The organism is Herbaspirillum sp. WGmk3 (assembly GCF_023952535.1).
GTDB lineage: Bacteria > Pseudomonadota > Gammaproteobacteria > Burkholderiales > Burkholderiaceae_D > Herbaspirillum > Herbaspirillum huttiense.
Genome location: NZ_JAKYWT010000002.1, coordinates 1,300,120 through 1,317,105, shown reverse-complemented (window position 1 = coordinate 1,317,105; position 16,986 = coordinate 1,300,120). Strand labels below are relative to the sequence as shown.

The window sequence follows — 16,986 nt, the reverse complement described above, 5'->3', positions numbered from 1 at the left end:
ACGATCGTGTGGCTGCCTTTGGAAGGCAGTGGAAGGTGGGTCAATTGGAGAGGGTCAATTCTGCGAGCAAATCAACAGTATCAGCCATAGGCCGAATTTTACGAGTTCAACTGATTTCAGAGATCAACGTATAAGAAGGCAGATGAGATGAGGTCATCGATCTGTGGAGATCCACGCTGATTCCTTAAAAATATCTTTACGGGGATAATTCATTGTCTGGCAATCTAAAACGATAGATTTCTAATTCATCAAGAAGATGGGGCGGAGGGTTAGTGAGTAAATGTTCTGCGTCGGTAATTCCCTCGCTATCACTGGATACTCTGAAGGGAGTTTTAGGGAAGCGTGTTGTGAGCCTGAATCGGTATAGTTGGTGGCCCAAAGAGGATGTGGCTACTGAGTGCGGTGAATTGGAAAATTCTTCCGCTTTCTCTCTGACATATGGACCGCTGGGGATCGCATTCGAAAATGGAACGGTGATAGGGATCGCTGAGGAACCGAGTTTGAATAGCGTAGTGATCTGGGTGGATCGCATGAACGGCGCTGACGTCAGGCACCCTGCGATGGACGAGGATCCCGATTTATTCGAAATTAGTGCGACAGATAGCGAGTTTGCCGGGGCTCTGTTTGGACAACTGATTGGAGATAAGCTGATTGCCTTGGCGATAGTTAAACCCCGTTCGATGAACGCTTTGTTGTCGGCACTACCCAGTGAAGTTGGATTGTGTTTTTCATTTGAGAGTGGAAAGAAATTTATTGCAGGGAGAGGTCTTCATCGGGAGGGCGGAGACTTTGCGGTAATTGAATACGAGAAAATTCCAGAACTGACCAAACTCGAAATAATAGAAGAGCCGATGTTCAAAACTTAATGAACGCAAATCTCAATAGCCTCTTCTCAAGTCTAATGTCCGCTGTTCTGAAGATGTACCGTATCAGCCGCAGAACATCTTCGTGAACCTCCAGTCAGAGATCATTCCTGCCAGCGGTGTCCGAAAAACAGCTGTTGAAATGCACTTTACAGAAATGACAGGACAGCATTTTTTCAGGTTTCGTCTCAGCCTGAAGGCAAGGAGCACCTACTTTGATTAGAGCACCCCTAGGCGACGAACGATTTTGGGCTGAATGGGAGAAATTCAGGTCAGAGACAATTGCGGAGCAGCAAGCGCTATTTCAGCAGCCAAGTGCCAATCCCGCCTTCCGTGCCGAGTACGTGTTCAAGAATATGCGTAATCGTCTCAGGTATGTCTTGACTCTCTACTCCAAGGGCGAGCCGATAGCATCCCTCGGTCGACACGTGGACGGGATCCTGGACGCCTGGGAGTACTCCAACACGATTGCGCTGGCGCTAAATGAACAGCTGAAGCCCGGGCAAGGATGGGATCACAGGCGATTACTGGCCGCGCCCGGTATCAGTGATGATCCACGCAGTCATCATGATCCCCGTAGCTGGTTTTTTTCTCTTTCCGATCTCAATCACTATAACTTGTGCTTCTGGCTGGTCGCGTTGGCGTTAATGCTGGAAATTCCAGACGCTCAGTGGCAAAGGTTGTTGGTGCTGATCGGTGAGGACGGAAAGGATATCTTGCTGGATCGAGTGATTGCTACGCGCTTTCCCAATTGGAAAGTCGGCTCAGATTTGCTGCATCCCAAGCCATATGTACGATTGCTAGCTGCAATAGATGCTCCCGGCGAGCAACAAGCCAAGAGCTTGTTGGACTTTGTGGATCATTGGTACGCGGAACTCGAACGTGACGAGAGCGAAGAGCTTTGGTGGCACGTATTTGCGGATCCGACAAAGCATCCATTGGAGAAGGGCGGCTACTTCGGAAGATGGTGCCTGGAGGCGGCAGTCGTGGCAAAAGTCTTTGATATAGACGATAGCCTCTGCTTGGGACACGAGAGCTATCCTGGCGATTTTCTGAGGCCTGAGGGGCATAGCACACATGTGAAGCACAAACAGAAGAAGCAGAGTTTTTGGAGCAGATTTTTCCCGGAATCGGAAACGAAGTTAAGCGGTTGAGTTTGGACAATGAAAGAAATTAACAACTTGGAATCAGCTTATCAAGAGTTGGCGAATGCATGTCTTGATTTTATTCATGGCCGTAGTTGGGACTCGGTAAGCTGCAAATCCGCCATCTTCTCCCAGATGGCTAGAACAGAGATTTTTCTTACAGATCAGGGGCGGATAGATAAGAATGGCGTGGATTGGCCTGATTCAGCAATCAATCCGGGTGAAGCGGCTTTATTTTTACGAGACGATTTTCTAAAACGCACAGGAGAGCGTATCTGGGGTCTTACTTTTACGTTATTCCCCGATGGAAAATTTGATATTGAATTCGACTACTCGAAGCCCACCGACTATGAGGAAAGTGATGAATCAATTAGTGGGATAGAGATTAATCAGTCACTGCAAGAACTGAGGACCGACAGCGATAAAAAATGATAGTGTAAAGCTGAAATCACCTTTAAAAATTTCTGAGTTAAGACGGTACGGAAGGTGGCGTGGCAAGGCGGGGGCGCCAGCCTCCGTGTTGCTAACCTCGACCTGACGCTGCCTAATAATGCGCTGTTGTAATGACCCAGCGAACCTGCTCACTTTACGTAGCTAAAGCGAACGCCTCAGCCGATGTCTTCATCCCCCCGATGCTTGATGCGGCCGGCGGTGGCGAAAGTATCGATCGAAAGATGGCGTCTGTTCTACAACGAGCGAGGCCGCGTAGCGAACATCACTACCTGCCTCCAGCCACCGTTCGTCGAGCCTGGTTGGATTCGAATATGATCGACAATCGACTCAATGCCCAACTGGCTATAAATTACCGACGCAGGTCAGTAGATATGGCACATTCATTTATCACTTATAAAACTCAGGACGTTAGAGTCAACGACTTCGACCTCATTGTTCTTATTTTCTTTCTTGAAAAAACAGCTAGAGAAATACATGCAGATTCCGAGTTAAAGGAACTCTTCTTGATGTGGATAGATTCCGTAAATAACGATGGGGCAGGTAATATTAGTTTACACCTTGATGCACTTCTTAAGAATCCCGATTATGCGGCGTGGCTATATAAAACGGTTCAAGAGGCAAAGAGATCGTTGTCTAATCTTCCGGACATAATTCCAGCCTCCTACTTGGAGAAATTGGTAAGAATTGGCGGTATTACTTTTGGTGATTACCAAAAAATATTTTTGCAGAGTGTACTAGTATCTTTTGAAGACGTTATTCGAGGTAATTAGCTTGTGGAGTTAAATGGAAAACTGACTTGCTAATTTGCGTTTAAAGCCGACCTACTTTTGGAACGAACGCCTCAGGTGCGCCAGCGTCCGCATTGCCAACCTCGACCTGACACTCTCCAGCAATGTGCTGTTCCGCATCAATGTGGGCCCAGCGCAGCGCTTCTTGATGCAGTCCTATCGGCAGTTCGTGGATACGTGCAGCAGGCTGCCTTCGGATTTCATGCTAAATCAACTGGGATCGTTCGCCAGCCTACAGCAGCTTTGAGATAGCTACTATGAACAGCAAATGATCCACTTACCGACGGCCAGCTTATCGAAAAATGGATACTGATACCCTAGCAGCTCAATTTCAACGGACACAAGGACGACCAATAAATTACTGCGGAAATATTGTTCTGCCAATTTTTAAAAAGGATCTGAATCAGGAGCTAGTCTCTCTTGTGATCACAAGGCTTTCTTCGCTGAGAAAACCAGAGCAAGGGATCCGTATCAAAGTAGAAAAAGGGGATATTCATTTAGATGGGAATAAATATAGTGAAATTGTCCTTTGGACAGATAGCAGTCCTGACTCCGTTGAAATCACGCTGACTTCAAAAGGAAAATCGCAATTAAAGATCTGGAATGTCTGGCGTGTGGACGATGGACTTGTAAATGCATGGGTTGGAAACGCCGGCATGTTGATTAATGAAATCGCGGATCAATCTCTGGCTTTTCAGTGTAGTGACGGCGTTGGCGCTGTGGATTTCACCAATTTCATTTTTGTTGTCCGTGGGTTGGATGGCGCATAGGCAGTATTAATGAATTTAACCAAGGAGAAGTTAGAAAATGAGCATGGCTTTACCACGATTTTTCTGCTTGCTATGAGTGCCTGCGTTATCAATCAAAACTGATGTAAAGAAGAACCATAGAAACAGCGGCGCGCGCCAAGACCTATTGATGATATCCGAGCCACTTCCAAGCGCCGAGGGCAACTGATGGAGTTGACCTCTGAGCAGATAAAAAATCGACTCGTGGCCGTGTTGATGCCGATTCTCCTGACAGGGTTTCTTTACGGGATTGTAACGGGGAAAAATGTTGGGCCAACGCATGAACAGCTGGCGATAATGAAGGCGGAAATGAAATGGATCACGCAAGGGCAGAATGCGAATCTGGAAATTCATTCCAGGCGAGAACTCTCCAAGTCTGGCGTAGCGTCCTCCAACCTGATCGTCGATCCGGAGCTTTGGCGTTCACCGTCCAAAGAGAATCTCGAAGCGCATGGATGGAAACTCTTGTCCAAGGGCGCGTATTGCAAAGAAGGTATTCAGTTGGAGATTCATTCAAGCGTTTATATGGGAAAGGCTGCGGTCTATGTTTCGATGAGATACGATGCGGCGACTTCTAATGCCTGCGAGGCTCTCGCGCCTCCTTGATCATCTATGGCCATATCCACAGCATTTTTGCGGGAAGAAAGTTTGGCAAGGAGTGGCAGGTTGCAAGTGGCGGGTGCTAAAGGCCTGAAAAGCCGTAACTCTCGTAAGCCGAGTTCCGGGCCATCAGCGAGGCTGCCCGTATAAGATCTTGCACATCATCCCGGACCAATATCATCAGCGCGAGCGACATCACGAACTACGTCAAAGAGAATTAGGAGGGCTTGCATGAGCATTGATTTTGCAGTGGCAAAGAGAATGGCATTGACTTATCTTGAACAACTTTCCAACGCTTCAGACGATGTTACATACGCGCTAGTGGAATCGCATATCCGGGAAGAGCCTGATGGCTGGTACTTTCCTTATCAATCCGAGAAATACCTGCTGACGCGTCAATTCGGAGACTCCCTGGTAGGGAACTGGCCAATATTTGTCAGCCGCACGGGTGACTTTGCAGGCCCTCGTCGACCAGGAATGTCTGTGCAAATCAGAGGTCGGCCGTCGTAAAGAATGCCGGATGACATTGAAGATCGGCGCAGAGAAAATACAGTCAGCTATCGAGGATCTTCCAATGATTGAAGTGAATGTCGTAAGAGGGGACATCACCCTCATTCCGGCTGACGTCATCGTCAACGCTGCCAATAGCTCGTTGCTGGGAGGTGGCGGTGTCGATGGTGCGATCCACCGTAAAGGCGGGCCGGACATACTGGATGAATGCAAGAAGATCAGAGCCAGGCAAGGAGGATGCGCCGTGGGTGACGCGGTCGTCACGACAGCCGGAAAGCTGCCCGCGCAATACGTCATTCACGCTGTGGGCCCGACCTGGCAGGGTGGCGAAAAGCAGGAGCCTGAGCTTCTGCGGAAAACCTATCTCGCCTGCCTGCAGCTCGCCAGGTCGCTCAATGTCGTGAGTATTTCATTTCCCAATATTTCGACGGGGACTTATCGCTTCCCCAAGCCACTTGCGGCCGCCATCGCGCTGGAAGCTGTTCGCTCCTTTCAGAGCGAGGCGGGCACTCTCAAGACGATCAACTTCGTCTGTTTTGAAGAAGAGAGCTATGAAAAATATCGCGAGTTGCTGGGCGGGCAGGTACCTGAGGTTCGCGAATGAAAGCGGCAGCTGAGAATGAATGTCAATGGCGATGGAAAGGCCTAGTGCCGTGGATATTCAAGTTTGAATAGGCTTGCGCCTGTCGACGAGCATAGTTGACACGGATCGGAATCGAAATCAATTCGTGTCACTGCTGCTCCGGGCAGGATCGCAATCTCAACGAATCACTGCAACCAAAAGCACAAGGAAATAAATGGCTGGTCCCACTTTTCGTCCAGGCGAATACGCGAAGCTTTCCAAGAGTCAGAGAAGGGTCTATTGGTCGGTTGTCGCTATAGTCTTTGCGTTCATTACATCTACCTGGCTACTCGGGGCTTGGTGGCGATAGGATTGTTTTCGGCCAGTTTTATCGTGGCTCCTTTCGATTTTTACATCGATTAAATTACCACCATGAATAGCGCCATCACATTCGACCAAGCGAGGAAAATTGCAACTGACCTCGCTCTTTCTCATCTGTCCGTCTATCGGAAAGATCAGACCATTCCCCTGCTGGAAGATCGACATCTGGAGGCTGAGCATTGCTGGATGTTTTTCAGGAACCCGGCCATTACGATTTCGCATGAGGGCAGTCTGGCCGACTGGGCCTATTGCATCAGCAAAAGAGGCACGGCGCGTTCAGTTGCAGACTTCTCTGAAAATCCCGTGCAGCTCCATGCGTACTTGAAAACCATGTCCGACTATTTTGAGACGCGTGGGCTGTAAACAGCGTGCACGGCTCGATCAGGTTTCGGTGAGAATTGCCGCAACGCTGCCAGGCTGCTTCCTCCCGGCAGCAACCAGAACGAAATGCATTTGATGGAGTAAAAATTGCCGACCGGCGAATCACTCAAGCAGTTGGAACCTGCAAGCAGGATGGCCATCTTGCTCGATGCAGCCGACGCTGCGAGCAGACTGAAAATTGATCGTCATCCTGAAACATTCGAGGCGTGCATGAATGCGCTGAACCTATGCAGAACCTGGATGGCGGGGGGCGCTGTTGCTCCTGATGAGCTGGCGCACTTTGTTGATGTGGACGTTGGCGAGAAAAGCTGTCTGCAAGAGTCATGGTTTCAAGAAGATGCCGAGGGACGCGACGCATTCATCTTCGTCACGATGGTCGTGGCGCATGTTGCCCATTTTGCCTATGTGGCGGCCGGGCAGGAGACGCGTATGTCAGAGTCCATTGCAGAAGCTGGTTGGAATCTCATCGACACATTGATTGAGTATGGACGGAATGAGGGCCTGCTTTTCTCTGGACTACCTCGATTGGAATCCGGGACCTATCTGAGCTAGTGCCTTTCGCCCGCCCGGAGCGCAAGCAACTCTTCGCCACCTTCAGTCCTCGATCAATCAGACCATTCAAAAGAAGATCTGCCCGAACTGGATGTCTCCGGATTAACGGTGGCGCAATGAAATGAATGTTCCTTCTCAGCAGCGCCCACCAGCGCTCCCGGACGCGTGAAATGCCGATATGAAGCTCTGCACCCCGATAGCAGCCCGACAAAGTCAGAAAATTCATATCCCGCTTCATCTCAAATCCTCACAACTCCCGCAGCCCACCCATCCCGCGAGAACCAATCCCCCAAAACCCCACTCCTAGCTCAGCGTCCGGCCATGTGGTCTGACCATTTGACATCCCTGACCCTGCTCTCTAGAATAAATCGTCATACAAGTTGACCTCTGAACGACGAGGCCATCGTTTCATATAAGAAGAAATTGCAGCAAAACGCGGACGTTCAACAAGTCCGCTTTGATAGCCAACAACGGAGACAATATGAACGCATTGGTACGACGCCGTGGCGTCGGGCTGCATCTCGCGGCCATCGCAGCCACTTCGGCCACCCTCATCCTCGGCGCCGGCCACGCCAACGCGCAGGTCGCCACCGGCGATACCTCGCAAGCCAAGATCGCCCTGTCCAACAACTACGCGGCCAATGCCTGGCGTCAGTCCATGCTCAAGACCTGGGCCGCGACCGCCGACGATGCCGTCAAACGCAAGCTGGTGGCCGCCGCCCCCGCTTTCACCACCTCCGAAAACCAGCCCACCGAACAGGCCCAGCAGATCCAGAACCTGATCCTGCAAGGCTACAAGGCCATCGTGGTCGATGCCGCTTCTCCCACGGCCCTCAACGGCACCATCAAGAAAGCCTGCGCCGCCGGCGTGGTGGTGGTCTCCTATGACGGCGTGGTCACCGAACCCTGTGCCTATCGCGTCACCTTCGACTTCCGCAAGATGGGCGAACGCCAGGTCGACTACCTCGCCGAGCGTCTCAACGGCAAGGGCAACATCCTCGAAATCCGCGGCCTGGCCGGGGTGTCGGTCGATGGTGAAATCCACGCCGGCATCATGGACGGCCTCAAGAAGCATCCGGGCCTCAAGATCGTCGGCTCCGTCAACGGCGACTGGGCGCAGACCGTGGCCCAGAAGGCCGTGGCCGGCATTCTGCCGACCCTGCCCAAGGTCGATGGCGTGGTCACCCAGGGCGGCGATGGCTTCGGCGTGGCGCAAGCCTTCAAGGCCGCCAACCGCGAACTGCCCATCATCATCCTCGGCAACCGCGAGGACGAACTGCAATGGTGGAAGACCCAGATCCCCAGCGGCTACAAGACCTATTCCGCTTCCAATCCGCCCGGCGCAGTGACCGTGGCCTTCTGGGTGGCGCAGCAGGTGCTGGCCGGCAAGAAGATCCCCAAGGACGTCGATATCGTGGCACCGCTGCTCTACCTGACCGCGGAACAACTGCCGGATGCGCTGGCCAAGACGCCGCAGGGCGGGGTGGCCGATATCGGCTTCTCCCAGGCCGATACCGTCAAGCTGCTCGATACGCCGAAGTCCAAGTAAGTCCTGTCCCATCCCCGCGCAGACCGCCTCGTTGAAGGCGGCGCGCGGGCCATGGGCGCATCCACTGCCTCAAGAACACAGGTGATCCAGCGTGAACGCCAGCCATCCCCCCTCGGCCGCCTTGTGCAGCCTGTCGCATATCCGCAAGTCCTTTGGTCCCGTCAAGGCGCTGCAAGATGTGAGCGTGGACATCCAGCCCGGTGAATGCTGGGGCCTGGTCGGTCACAACGGCGCGGGCAAGTCCACCCTCATGAACGTGCTGGCCGGCGTGCTGCCCGGTGACGACGGCCAGATCATCATCGACGGTCAGGCGCGCCAGAACTACACCACGCAGGCCGCCTACCGGCTGGGCGTGCGTTGCGTCTTCCAGGAATTGTCCCTGTGCCAGAACCTCAATGTGGCCGAAAACCTCTGCGTGTTTCATCCGCAGCTCAAGGGCTGGGGCTGGCGGCGCCGGGCGCGCAAGCTGGTGACGGAGAAGCTCGATGACATCTTTCCCGGCCATGGCATCGATCCCGATCGCATCGTCGGCGAACTCAGCATCACCCAGCGCCAGATGGTGGAAATCGCCTGCGCCTTCACGGTGGTCGATGCGCCGGTGCGCCTGCTGATCCTCGATGAACCGACCTCCAGTCTCGATGCGCAAACGGCAGCGCGGCTGACGGCCTACATACGCCGGCGTCTTGAAGACGGTATGAGCCTGGTCTTCATCTCGCACATGCTGGGCGAGATCTTTGACTGCTGCAATCGCATTGCCGTCATGCGCGATGGACAGCTGGTCTTGCAGGATCACACCGCCCATCTCACGCGTGATGCGCTGGTCCACGCCATGGGCCACGCCGACCAGAAGCAGATCGAGCGTCAGGCCGAACAGCAGGCGCGACAGGAATCGGAGTCGGCAGAGGCGCAAAGCCAGCAACTGCTGGAAGTCAAACTGCCTGCAGCGTCACCGGTCGGCGCACTGGGCGTGCGCCGTGGCCAGGTGGTCGGATTGTCCGGGCTGGCAGGGCAGGGGCAGACCGAGATGCTGATCCGGCTCTTCGAGCAATATCGCGGCAAGATGCGGGTGGCCTTCGTGGCCGGGGATCGCGCGCGCGATGGCAACTTCCCGCTGTGGAGCATCCTGCGCAACCTGAGCATCCGCGAGCTGCCGCATCTGGCGCGCGGCGGCGTGATCGATCGTGCCGCCGAAGCCGAACTGGGCCGCCAGTGGCATGAGCGCGTGGCGATCCGTACGCCGGACCTGTCCAACAATATCCTCTCGCTGTCCGGTGGCAACCAGCAGAAGGTGCTGTTTGCGCGGGCCTTGTCGTCGGATGCGGAACTGATCCTGATGGACGATCCCATGCGCGGCGTCGACTTCGGCACCAAGGTCGACATGTATCGCCTGATCCGCGCAGAAGCGGCGCGCGGCCGCAGCTTCGTCTGGTACACCACCGAGAACGACGAGCTCGAATACTGCGATGCGACCTACGTCTTCTACCAGCAGCAGGTCACCCTGAAACTGGCCCGCCATGAACTCTCGGAGGAACGCATCATCGCCGCGTCCTTCGGCAACGTGCGCGCCGATGGCGGCACCGTCACACCCCCTCTCGAAGGAGCCCGCGCATGACTACGCTTGCCCGCACCCCCGTGCGTGCGCGCCACGGCCTGCTGTCGCGCCACGAGATCCAGACCCTGCTGCTGCCCATGGCCACGCTGGCCGTGGTGCTGGCACCGATCTTCTGGATCAATCCCAATACGATGAGTTATTTCGGGCTGGGTCTGCTGTTGAATCTGGCCGTGCCGATGATCCTGGCCAGCATGGCGCAGCTGTGCATCATTGCCGTCAATGATCTTGATCTGTCCATCGGTGCCTTCATCAGCCTGGTCTCCTGCCTCGCCGTGACCTGGTTGCCGGAGCGTCCGCTGCTGGGCGTGGCGGCGTTGATTGCCTGCGTGCTGCTGTACGCGGCCATCGGCGCGCTGGTGGAATTGTTCGATCTGCCGTCCATCGTGGTGACGCTGGGCCTGTCCTTCGTCTGGGGCGGCTGGGCGCTGATCCTGCTGCCCATGCCGGGCGGTGCCACGCCGCAATGGATACAGGATGTGATGAACCTGGCCATTCCGGTGGTGCCTACGCCCATCGTCTATGCGGTCCTGATCGCGCTGTGCGGACACTGGTTCCTGATGCGTTCCTCGCTGGGCGTGCGGCTGCGCGGTGCCGGCGGCAATCCCAAGGCCATCGTGCGCAGCGGCGGTTCGGTGGTGCGCGCCAAGGCGCTGATGTACGGGCTGGCCGGCGTGCTGGGCATTCTCTCTGCACTGACGCTGGTCGGCATCACTACTTCGGCCGATGCCAATATTGCGCAGCGCTACACGCTGATCTCGATTGCCGCCGTGATCCTGGGCGGCGGCAGCTTCATCGGCGGCAAGGTCTCGCCCATCGGTGCCACGCTGGGGGCCATCACGCTGGGGATTGCGGCCTCGTTCCTGTCCTTCCTCAACATCGCGCCGAAGTGGCAGATCGGCTTGCAGGGCGCGATCCTGATCATCGTGTTGTCGATGCGCATCCTGCTGTCGGCACGGGGAGAACGTCAATGAGCGCCGCGCGTGCAACGATGGGGGCCGCGCTGCAACAGCGGCCCTGGGTCTGGTCCTTCATGGGGGCGGCCCTGCTGTGGTTGGCCACGCTGGCGGTGGCCGGGCCGGAGGCGGCGTTCAATATCGGCTTGTCGGCGTATTCTTTCGGGGCGCTGATGGTGCTGGTGGGCCTGGGGCAGATGCTGGTGGTGACCACCGGGCCAGGCAACATCGATCTCTCCATTCCGTCCACCATCGCGCTGGCCGGTGCGCTGGGCTTGCGTACCATGGGCGGCGAGGATGGCGGCATCCTGCTCGGGCTGCTGGTCACGCTCGGGGTGGGTGTCGGCATCGGGCTGGCCAATTACCTGCTGATCCGCCTGCTGCAGATTCCGCCCATCATTGCCACCATGTCGTCGTCCTTCATCCTGCAATCGCTGGCGATTCATGTCGGCCAGGGCCTCAAAATCACGCCACCACAATTGCTGGCCAGCTTCGCGACCGGATGGCTGCTGCACCTTCCGCAACTGGCCTGGCTGGTGCTGGCCGTGGCGCTGGGGCTGGCCTGGATACTGGGGCGCACGCTGTTCGGCCGCTTCCTCTCGGCGGTCGGCCAGAATGCCCGTGCAGCCTGGCTGGCGGGCATCGGCGTGGAACGCATCCGCTGCCTGTGCTACGTGCTGTGCGCGGTCTTTGCGGCGCTGTGCGCCTTGCTCATCGCCGGGTTCTCGGGCGGTGCCTCGCTCGACATGGGCAATGAATACCTGTTGATGTCGGTGGCCGTGGTGGTCATCGGCGGCACCAGCGTCACCGGTGGCCGGCCCAGCGTGGCCGGGATCTGGGGCGCGGCGCTGTTCCTGTATTTCACCAATACGCTGTTGAACGTGGTGGGCCTGTCGGCGGGCGAACGCTCGGTGCTGTCGGGTCTCATCATCATCGCCGTGATCGTCTGTTCCGGCCGCCGCCGCCAGTATCGCTGAGGCGCCAGCGTCAATTACACCGAAAAGGAGAACGCATGTCCTTGCCCGATACCCCCTTCCAGCATCTCGATGCGCGCTTTCGCCGCATGGTCATCGACACCGCCCAGGTCGATCGTCTCTACCACGGCTGCCGCTGGGCCGAAGGCCCGGTGTGGCTGCCGGCCACGCAGGAACTGATCTGGAGCGACATTCCCAACAATCGCCTGATGCGCTGGTCCGAGGGCGCAGGGGCGGGCGTATTTCGCCAGCCCTCCCACTTCAACAACGGCAATACGCTGGACCGTGAAGGCCGCATCGTCGGCTGTCTGCACGGTGGCCGCGCCGTGGTCCGCACCGAACACGATGGCAGCATCACTACGCTGGCCTCGCACTGGCAGGGCAAGCGGCTCAATTCGCCCAATGACGTGGTGGTCAAGTCCGATGGCTCGATCTGGTTCACCGATCCGGATTACGGCATCAACAGCGATTACGAAGGCTATCAGGCCGAGAGCGAAATCGGTGCGTGCAATGTCTATCGCATCGATGGCGACAGCGGTGACATCAGCATCGTCAGCAGCGACCTGGAGCGCCCCAACGGGCTGGCGTTCTCCACCGATGAAAGCCGCCTCTACATCGCCGATACCGGCCTCACGCACCGTGCGGGCGGGCCGCATCACATCCGAGTATTCGATGTGGTGGAGGGCGCCACGCTCAAGGGCGGCGAGGTGTTTGCAACCATCGATCCGGGGCTGGCCGATGGTTTCCGGCTGGATGCCCAGGGCAACATCTGGACCTCGGCCGGCGATGGCGTGCATTGCTATGCGCCGGATGGCACCTTGCTGGGCAAGATTTTGATTCCGGAAGTGGTGTCCAATGTGGTCTTCGGCGGGCCGCGCGGCAATCGCCTCTTCATCACCGCCACCACCTCGCTGTATGCGGTGTATCTGGCGGTCAACGGGGCCGTGCGGCCCTGAGCGGCAGCAGGCGCGCCGTTTGCATCAGTCGCCCGGTGTGCGCTCCGGGCGTTTCTTTTTCATGGTCACGCCCAGTCCGGCGACGATGGCCACGGCACCCGTCATCATCGACACCGACAGCGTCTCGCCCAGGATCCACGCCGAGGCCACTACGCCAAACAGCGGTGAGAGCGCATTGAGCATGAGCGCCTTCACGCCCAGCCGCGCCACCACCCAGTTGAACAAGGCCACGCTGACGATGCTCACCAGCACGCCCTGGTAGGCGCTCTGCAGCAGCAGTGCCGAGGCCGGCTTGCTGAAAGTCTGCGTGCCCAGCCACGGCAGCGCCAGCAGCATGCAGGCCAGCGACAGCACTTGCGTCAGCGCCACCGCATCCAGGGGCGCAATCTTCCAGGCGCGATTGAGCATCAGGTAACTGGACCACATCAGCGCCGACAGCACAAACAGCAGATCGCCGCGCCACGCGCCATCGGGAGCCAGTCCGCCGCTGGCGAGGATGCCATTGAGCGCCACCAGTACCAGTCCGGCAAGCAGCAGTAGCACGCCCCACAGGGAGATGCGTTCGCGCTGCCCGAGGGCGAAGCGGCTGATGGCCATGCCGAACAGTGGCGTCAGGGCCGGATGGATCAGCGCGCCATGTGAAGCCGGCGCGTAGTTCACGCCCGCCACCAGCACCAGGCTGAACAAGGGGCCCGACAGCAGGAACAGCACCAGCCCGCGCCCCCAGCCGACACCACAGGCCTGCCAGAGCCCGCGCCGCCAGGCAAAGGGCAGGATCAGCAGGCCGCTGGTGAGAAAGCGCATCAAGGTCGCATCCAGGGGCGTGAGCCCTTGCTGCAAGCCGTAGCGCGAGATCACGGGCTGTAGGCCCCAGATGAGCGCGACCAGAATGCCGGAGAGGAGGGGAGGAGGCATGGCGAAATCGTTGGATGAAAACCGTACAGTAGGGCAGGGCCGGTTGACTGACTTTCGTACTTGGGTCAAGAATGTTTGAATTTACGCCAAGCTGCGAGGCAAGCTTCGTGGTGGCGGAGTTTCCATCATCGGTGCGTCATCTTTGCATGTACGCCAAGCGAGACCAGACCATGCGCAAGCCTTCTCTCTCCCGTTCCCCGCTGCCCATCGACCGGGTGGACCGCATCGCGCGCCCGGTGGTAGCCGCCGGCGCCGATTACGCGCGCGATTCGCTGCAGGCCTGGCACAGCCATCGCCGGGCGCAGTTGCTGTTCGGGCTTGGGGGATTGATGCAGGTGGTGACGCAGGATGGGGCCTGGGTGGTGCCGCCGCAGCACGCGGTGTGGATTCCTTCCGGGCGCGAGCACCAGAGCCGCATGCTCTTGCCGGTGACGACCTGCAGCGCCTTCGTCGAGCCCGAACATGCGCCGCGCGCCGCGCGGACCTGCCAGGTGCTGGAGGTGCATCCGCTGTTGCGCGAGTTGCTGATCGAAGCCACCCGCATCGATCCGCATTACGCACCCGATAGCCGCGAGGAGGCGCTGATGCACCTGCTGCTCAAGGAGATCGCCCGCGCCCGCGAGATTCCCATGTACGTGCCGCTGCCGCAGGAGGAGAAGCTGGGGGCGCTGTGTCGCGACTTCATGCGATCGCCCTCGATCCGCGCGCGCCCGGCCGAGTGGGCCGAACAATTGCACATGAGCGAGCGCAGCTTCACCCGCAGATTCCTGGCGCAGACCGGCATGGGCTTCCAGCAATGGCGGCTGCGCGCCTGCATCGTCAATGCGATCTCGCGGCTGGCGCTGGGACATTCGGTGACGGCGATTGCCTACGACCTCGGCTACGAACAGCCGGCGACCTTCTCGACCATGTTCAAGCGGATGACGGGATATGTCCCCTCATCGCATCCGGCCGTGCGCGCATAAAAAAGGCCGGAGCATTTCACTCCGGCCAACCATTCTGCGAGGGATGCAGAAGAGACTATCGAGGATGTCCTGTTGCAGCGATCAGGCCCCTGCCAGACGCGGCGTCTGCACGGTGCTGCCCGAGGCCATGTAGCGCGCCACCGACAGGTCTTCATGGGCGATGGCAGGGCGGCGGCCCGAGATCAGGTCCGCCAGCAGCTGGCCCGAACCGCAGGACATGGTCCAGCCCAGCGTGCCGTGACCGGTGTTGATGTACAGGTTCGAGACCAGGGTGGCACCGACCACGGGCGTGCCGTCCGGGGTCATCGGGCGCAGGCCGGTCCAGAAGCTGGCTTGCTTCGTGTCGCCTGCACCGGGGAACAGATCGTTGACCACCAGTTCCAGCGTGGCGCGGCGCTTGGCCTTCAGGGCCGTGTCATAGCCCACGATCTCGGCCATGCCGCCGACGCGGATGCGGTCATCGAAGCGGGTGACGGCGATCTTGTAGGTCTCGTCGAGAATGGTGGAGACCGGTGCGGCCGATGCATCGGTGATCGGCACGGTGATCGAGTAACCCTTGAGCGGATACACCGGAATGCCCGGCAGGCCGGGGATGTCGCGCAGCAGTTGCGGCGAGTAGGAGCCAAGGGCGACCACGTAGCTGTCGGCCTGCACCAGTTCCTTGCCGCAGACCACACCGGCGATCTTGCCACCGGCCATGGTGAGGGCGTCGATCGAGACGCCATAACGGAATTTCACGCCCAGTTGCTCGGCCATCTTGGCCAGGCGGGTAGTGAAGAGCTGGCAGTCGCCGGTCTCATCATTGGGCAGGCGCAGGCCGCCGGTGAGCTTGCCGCGCACCTTGTCCAGCGCCGGCTCGGCACCGCCCAGCTGTTCCGGGGTCAGCAGTTCGAAGGGGACGCCGGCTTCCTGCAGCACGGCGATGTCCTTGGCAGCACCCTCGAGCTGTTCCTGCGAGCGGAACAGTTGCAGCGTGCCTTGCTGGCGGCCTTCATAGGGGATGCCGACATCGGCGCGCAGGTCGCGCAGGCAGTCGCGGCTGTATTCAGCCAGGCGCACCATGCGTTCCTTGTTGACGGCGTAGCTTTCGGCGTTGCAGTTGCGCAGCATCTGCCACATCCAGCGCAGCTGGTTGAGCGTGCCGTCCGGGCGGATGGCCAGCGGGGCATGTTCCTGGAACATCCACTTGATGGCCTTCAGGGGAATACCGGGGGCGGCCCAGGGCGAGGCATAGCCGGGAGAGATCTGGCCGGCATTGCCGAAGGAGGTTTCCAGCGCGGGGCCGGGCTGGCGGTCCAGCACGGTCACATCGTGACCGGCCCTGGCCAGATACCAGGCGCTGGTGACCCCGATGACACCGCTTCCAAGAATGACGACGCGCATGCTGAACTCCCCGTTTCGTTGATGCCGCTGCAAAAGGCTGTTGGATTAGAAGATTCAGCTATGATATGGGTGAATAAATAGTGTTTGTTCGCGTATTTATGGCTGATTTCATGAACAGTTCATGAAAATCGCGCTGAAACGGGAAAATTTCATGAGAACCCAGCAACAGTCCATTCGCACCCTCGACAAGCTCGATCACCGCATCCTGGCCGTGCTGCAAAAGGATGGCCGCATCTCCATGAAGGAGCTCGGGGAGCAGGTGGGTTTGTCGGTCACGCCGTGCATTGAACGAGTCAGGCGCATGGAGCGCGATGGCGTCATCAGCGGCTATTACGCGCGCGTCAATCCCGAGTCATTGGGCGCGACCTTGCTGGTGTTCGTGGAGATCACGCTCAATCACAAGTCCGGCAACATGTTCGAGCAGTTCCGCCGCGAGGTGCTGCGCATTCCCGAAGTGCAGGAATGCCACCTGGTCTCGGGCGACTTCGACTACCTCATCAAGGCGCGCATCCGGGGCATGGCGGAATACCGCAAGCTGCTGGGCGACATCCTGCTGCAGCTGCCGGGGGCGGCGCAGTCCAAGAGCTATGTGGTGATGGAAGAGATCAAGGAGACACTGGCGCTGCCGCTGGATGACTGAGCCCGGCAGCAGCCGG

18 protein-coding genes and 1 pseudogene are annotated in these 16,986 nt (G+C 58.0%); 17 read left to right on the top strand and 2 right to left on the bottom strand.

All coding sequences use genetic code 11. The features are described 5' to 3' along the window. Positions 1-407 precede the first annotated feature (407 nt). The 15 genes and pseudogenes from MKD49_RS11880 to MKD49_RS11810 all read left to right on the top strand — a co-directional run bounded on the left by MKD49_RS11880 (position 408) and on the right by MKD49_RS11810 (position 13,067). Positions 408-866 (top strand): hypothetical protein, encoded by a 459-nt coding sequence (locus tag MKD49_RS11880; RefSeq protein ID WP_252696364.1) that lies wholly within the window; start codon positions 408-410, stop codon positions 864-866. 212 nt (positions 867-1,078) lie between these two features. After that, on the top strand, positions 1,079-2,017 hold the full coding sequence (locus MKD49_RS11875; protein WP_252696363.1) for a PoNe immunity protein domain-containing protein: 939 nt from the start codon (positions 1,079-1,081) through the stop codon (positions 2,015-2,017). Between the two features lie 9 nt (positions 2,018-2,026). Further along, positions 2,027-2,440, top strand: coding sequence for a hypothetical protein (locus tag MKD49_RS11870; RefSeq protein WP_252696362.1), 414 nt, complete (start codon positions 2,027-2,029; stop codon positions 2,438-2,440). 216 nt (positions 2,441-2,656) lie between these two features. After that, positions 2,657-2,796 (top strand): annotated as a pseudogene (locus tag MKD49_RS26575) (IS3 family transposase); the annotation flags it as partial. Between the two features lie 755 nt (positions 2,797-3,551). After that, positions 3,552-4,019 carry a hypothetical protein gene (locus tag MKD49_RS11860; protein WP_134040154.1) on the top strand — a complete coding sequence of 156 codons (468 nt, stop codon included), beginning with the start codon at positions 3,552-3,554 and terminating at the stop codon, positions 4,017-4,019. A gap of 186 nt (positions 4,020-4,205) precedes the next feature. Beyond that, positions 4,206-4,643 (top strand): hypothetical protein, encoded by a 438-nt coding sequence (locus MKD49_RS11855; protein WP_252696360.1) that lies wholly within the window; start codon positions 4,206-4,208, stop codon positions 4,641-4,643. 225 nt (positions 4,644-4,868) lie between these two features. After that, a complete protein-coding gene (locus MKD49_RS11850; protein WP_252696359.1) occupies positions 4,869-5,147 on the top strand; it encodes a YrhB domain-containing protein in 279 nt (92 codons plus the stop codon). Positions 5,148-5,157: 10 nt separating this feature from the next. Continuing rightward, positions 5,158-5,751 carry an O-acetyl-ADP-ribose deacetylase gene (locus tag MKD49_RS11845; protein WP_371925458.1) on the top strand — a complete coding sequence of 198 codons (594 nt, stop codon included), beginning with the start codon at positions 5,158-5,160 and terminating at the stop codon, positions 5,749-5,751. Positions 5,752-6,141: 390 nt separating this feature from the next. Beyond that, positions 6,142-6,453, top strand: coding sequence for a hypothetical protein (locus MKD49_RS11840; RefSeq protein WP_252696358.1), 312 nt, complete (start codon positions 6,142-6,144; stop codon positions 6,451-6,453). 105 nt (positions 6,454-6,558) lie between these two features. After that, positions 6,559-7,023 carry an Imm6 family immunity protein gene (locus tag MKD49_RS11835; protein ID WP_252696357.1) on the top strand — a complete coding sequence of 155 codons (465 nt, stop codon included), beginning with the start codon at positions 6,559-6,561 and terminating at the stop codon, positions 7,021-7,023. Positions 7,024-7,504: 481 nt separating this feature from the next. Then, positions 7,505-8,572, top strand: a complete 1,068-nt coding sequence (locus MKD49_RS11830) for an ABC transporter substrate-binding protein (protein WP_039787515.1) — start codon at positions 7,505-7,507, stop codon at positions 8,570-8,572. 91 nt (positions 8,573-8,663) lie between these two features. Further along, positions 8,664-10,184 (top strand): ATP-binding cassette domain-containing protein, encoded by a 1,521-nt coding sequence (locus tag MKD49_RS11825; RefSeq protein WP_252696356.1) that lies wholly within the window; start codon positions 8,664-8,666, stop codon positions 10,182-10,184. Beyond that, positions 10,181-11,155, top strand: coding sequence for an ABC transporter permease (locus MKD49_RS11820; RefSeq protein WP_371925457.1), 975 nt, complete (start codon positions 10,181-10,183; stop codon positions 11,153-11,155). The genes MKD49_RS11825 and MKD49_RS11820 overlap by 4 nt, the downstream gene beginning before the upstream one ends. Beyond that, on the top strand, positions 11,152-12,114 hold the full coding sequence (locus MKD49_RS11815; protein ID WP_252696355.1) for an ABC transporter permease: 963 nt from the start codon (positions 11,152-11,154) through the stop codon (positions 12,112-12,114). Before MKD49_RS11820 ends, MKD49_RS11815 begins: the two co-directional genes overlap by 4 nt. A gap of 35 nt (positions 12,115-12,149) precedes the next feature. Further along, the gene (locus tag MKD49_RS11810) at positions 12,150-13,067 is read left to right on the top strand and encodes an SMP-30/gluconolactonase/LRE family protein (RefSeq protein ID WP_252696354.1); all 918 of its coding nucleotides are present in this window, start codon (positions 12,150-12,152) and stop codon (positions 13,065-13,067) included. Positions 13,068-13,091: 24 nt separating this feature from the next. On the opposite strand, the gene MKD49_RS11805 is transcribed toward MKD49_RS11810, so the two are convergent. Next, positions 13,092-13,982 (bottom strand): DMT family transporter, encoded by an 891-nt coding sequence (locus MKD49_RS11805; protein ID WP_252696353.1) that lies wholly within the window; start codon positions 13,980-13,982, stop codon positions 13,092-13,094. Between the two features lie 170 nt (positions 13,983-14,152). On the opposite strand from MKD49_RS11805, the gene MKD49_RS11800 reads away from it, so the two are divergent. Further along, positions 14,153-14,947, top strand: a complete 795-nt coding sequence (locus MKD49_RS11800) for a helix-turn-helix transcriptional regulator (RefSeq protein ID WP_039787561.1) — start codon at positions 14,153-14,155, stop codon at positions 14,945-14,947. Between the two features lie 81 nt (positions 14,948-15,028). On the opposite strand, the gene MKD49_RS11795 is transcribed toward MKD49_RS11800, so the two are convergent. Next, positions 15,029-16,330, bottom strand: a complete 1,302-nt coding sequence (locus MKD49_RS11795) for a D-amino acid dehydrogenase (protein WP_252696352.1) — start codon at positions 16,328-16,330, stop codon at positions 15,029-15,031. Between the two features lie 151 nt (positions 16,331-16,481). Between MKD49_RS11795 and MKD49_RS11790 the strand changes: the two genes are divergently transcribed. After that, positions 16,482-16,970 carry an Lrp/AsnC ligand binding domain-containing protein gene (locus tag MKD49_RS11790; RefSeq protein ID WP_026051927.1) on the top strand — a complete coding sequence of 163 codons (489 nt, stop codon included), beginning with the start codon at positions 16,482-16,484 and terminating at the stop codon, positions 16,968-16,970. Positions 16,971-16,986 lie beyond the last annotated feature (16 nt).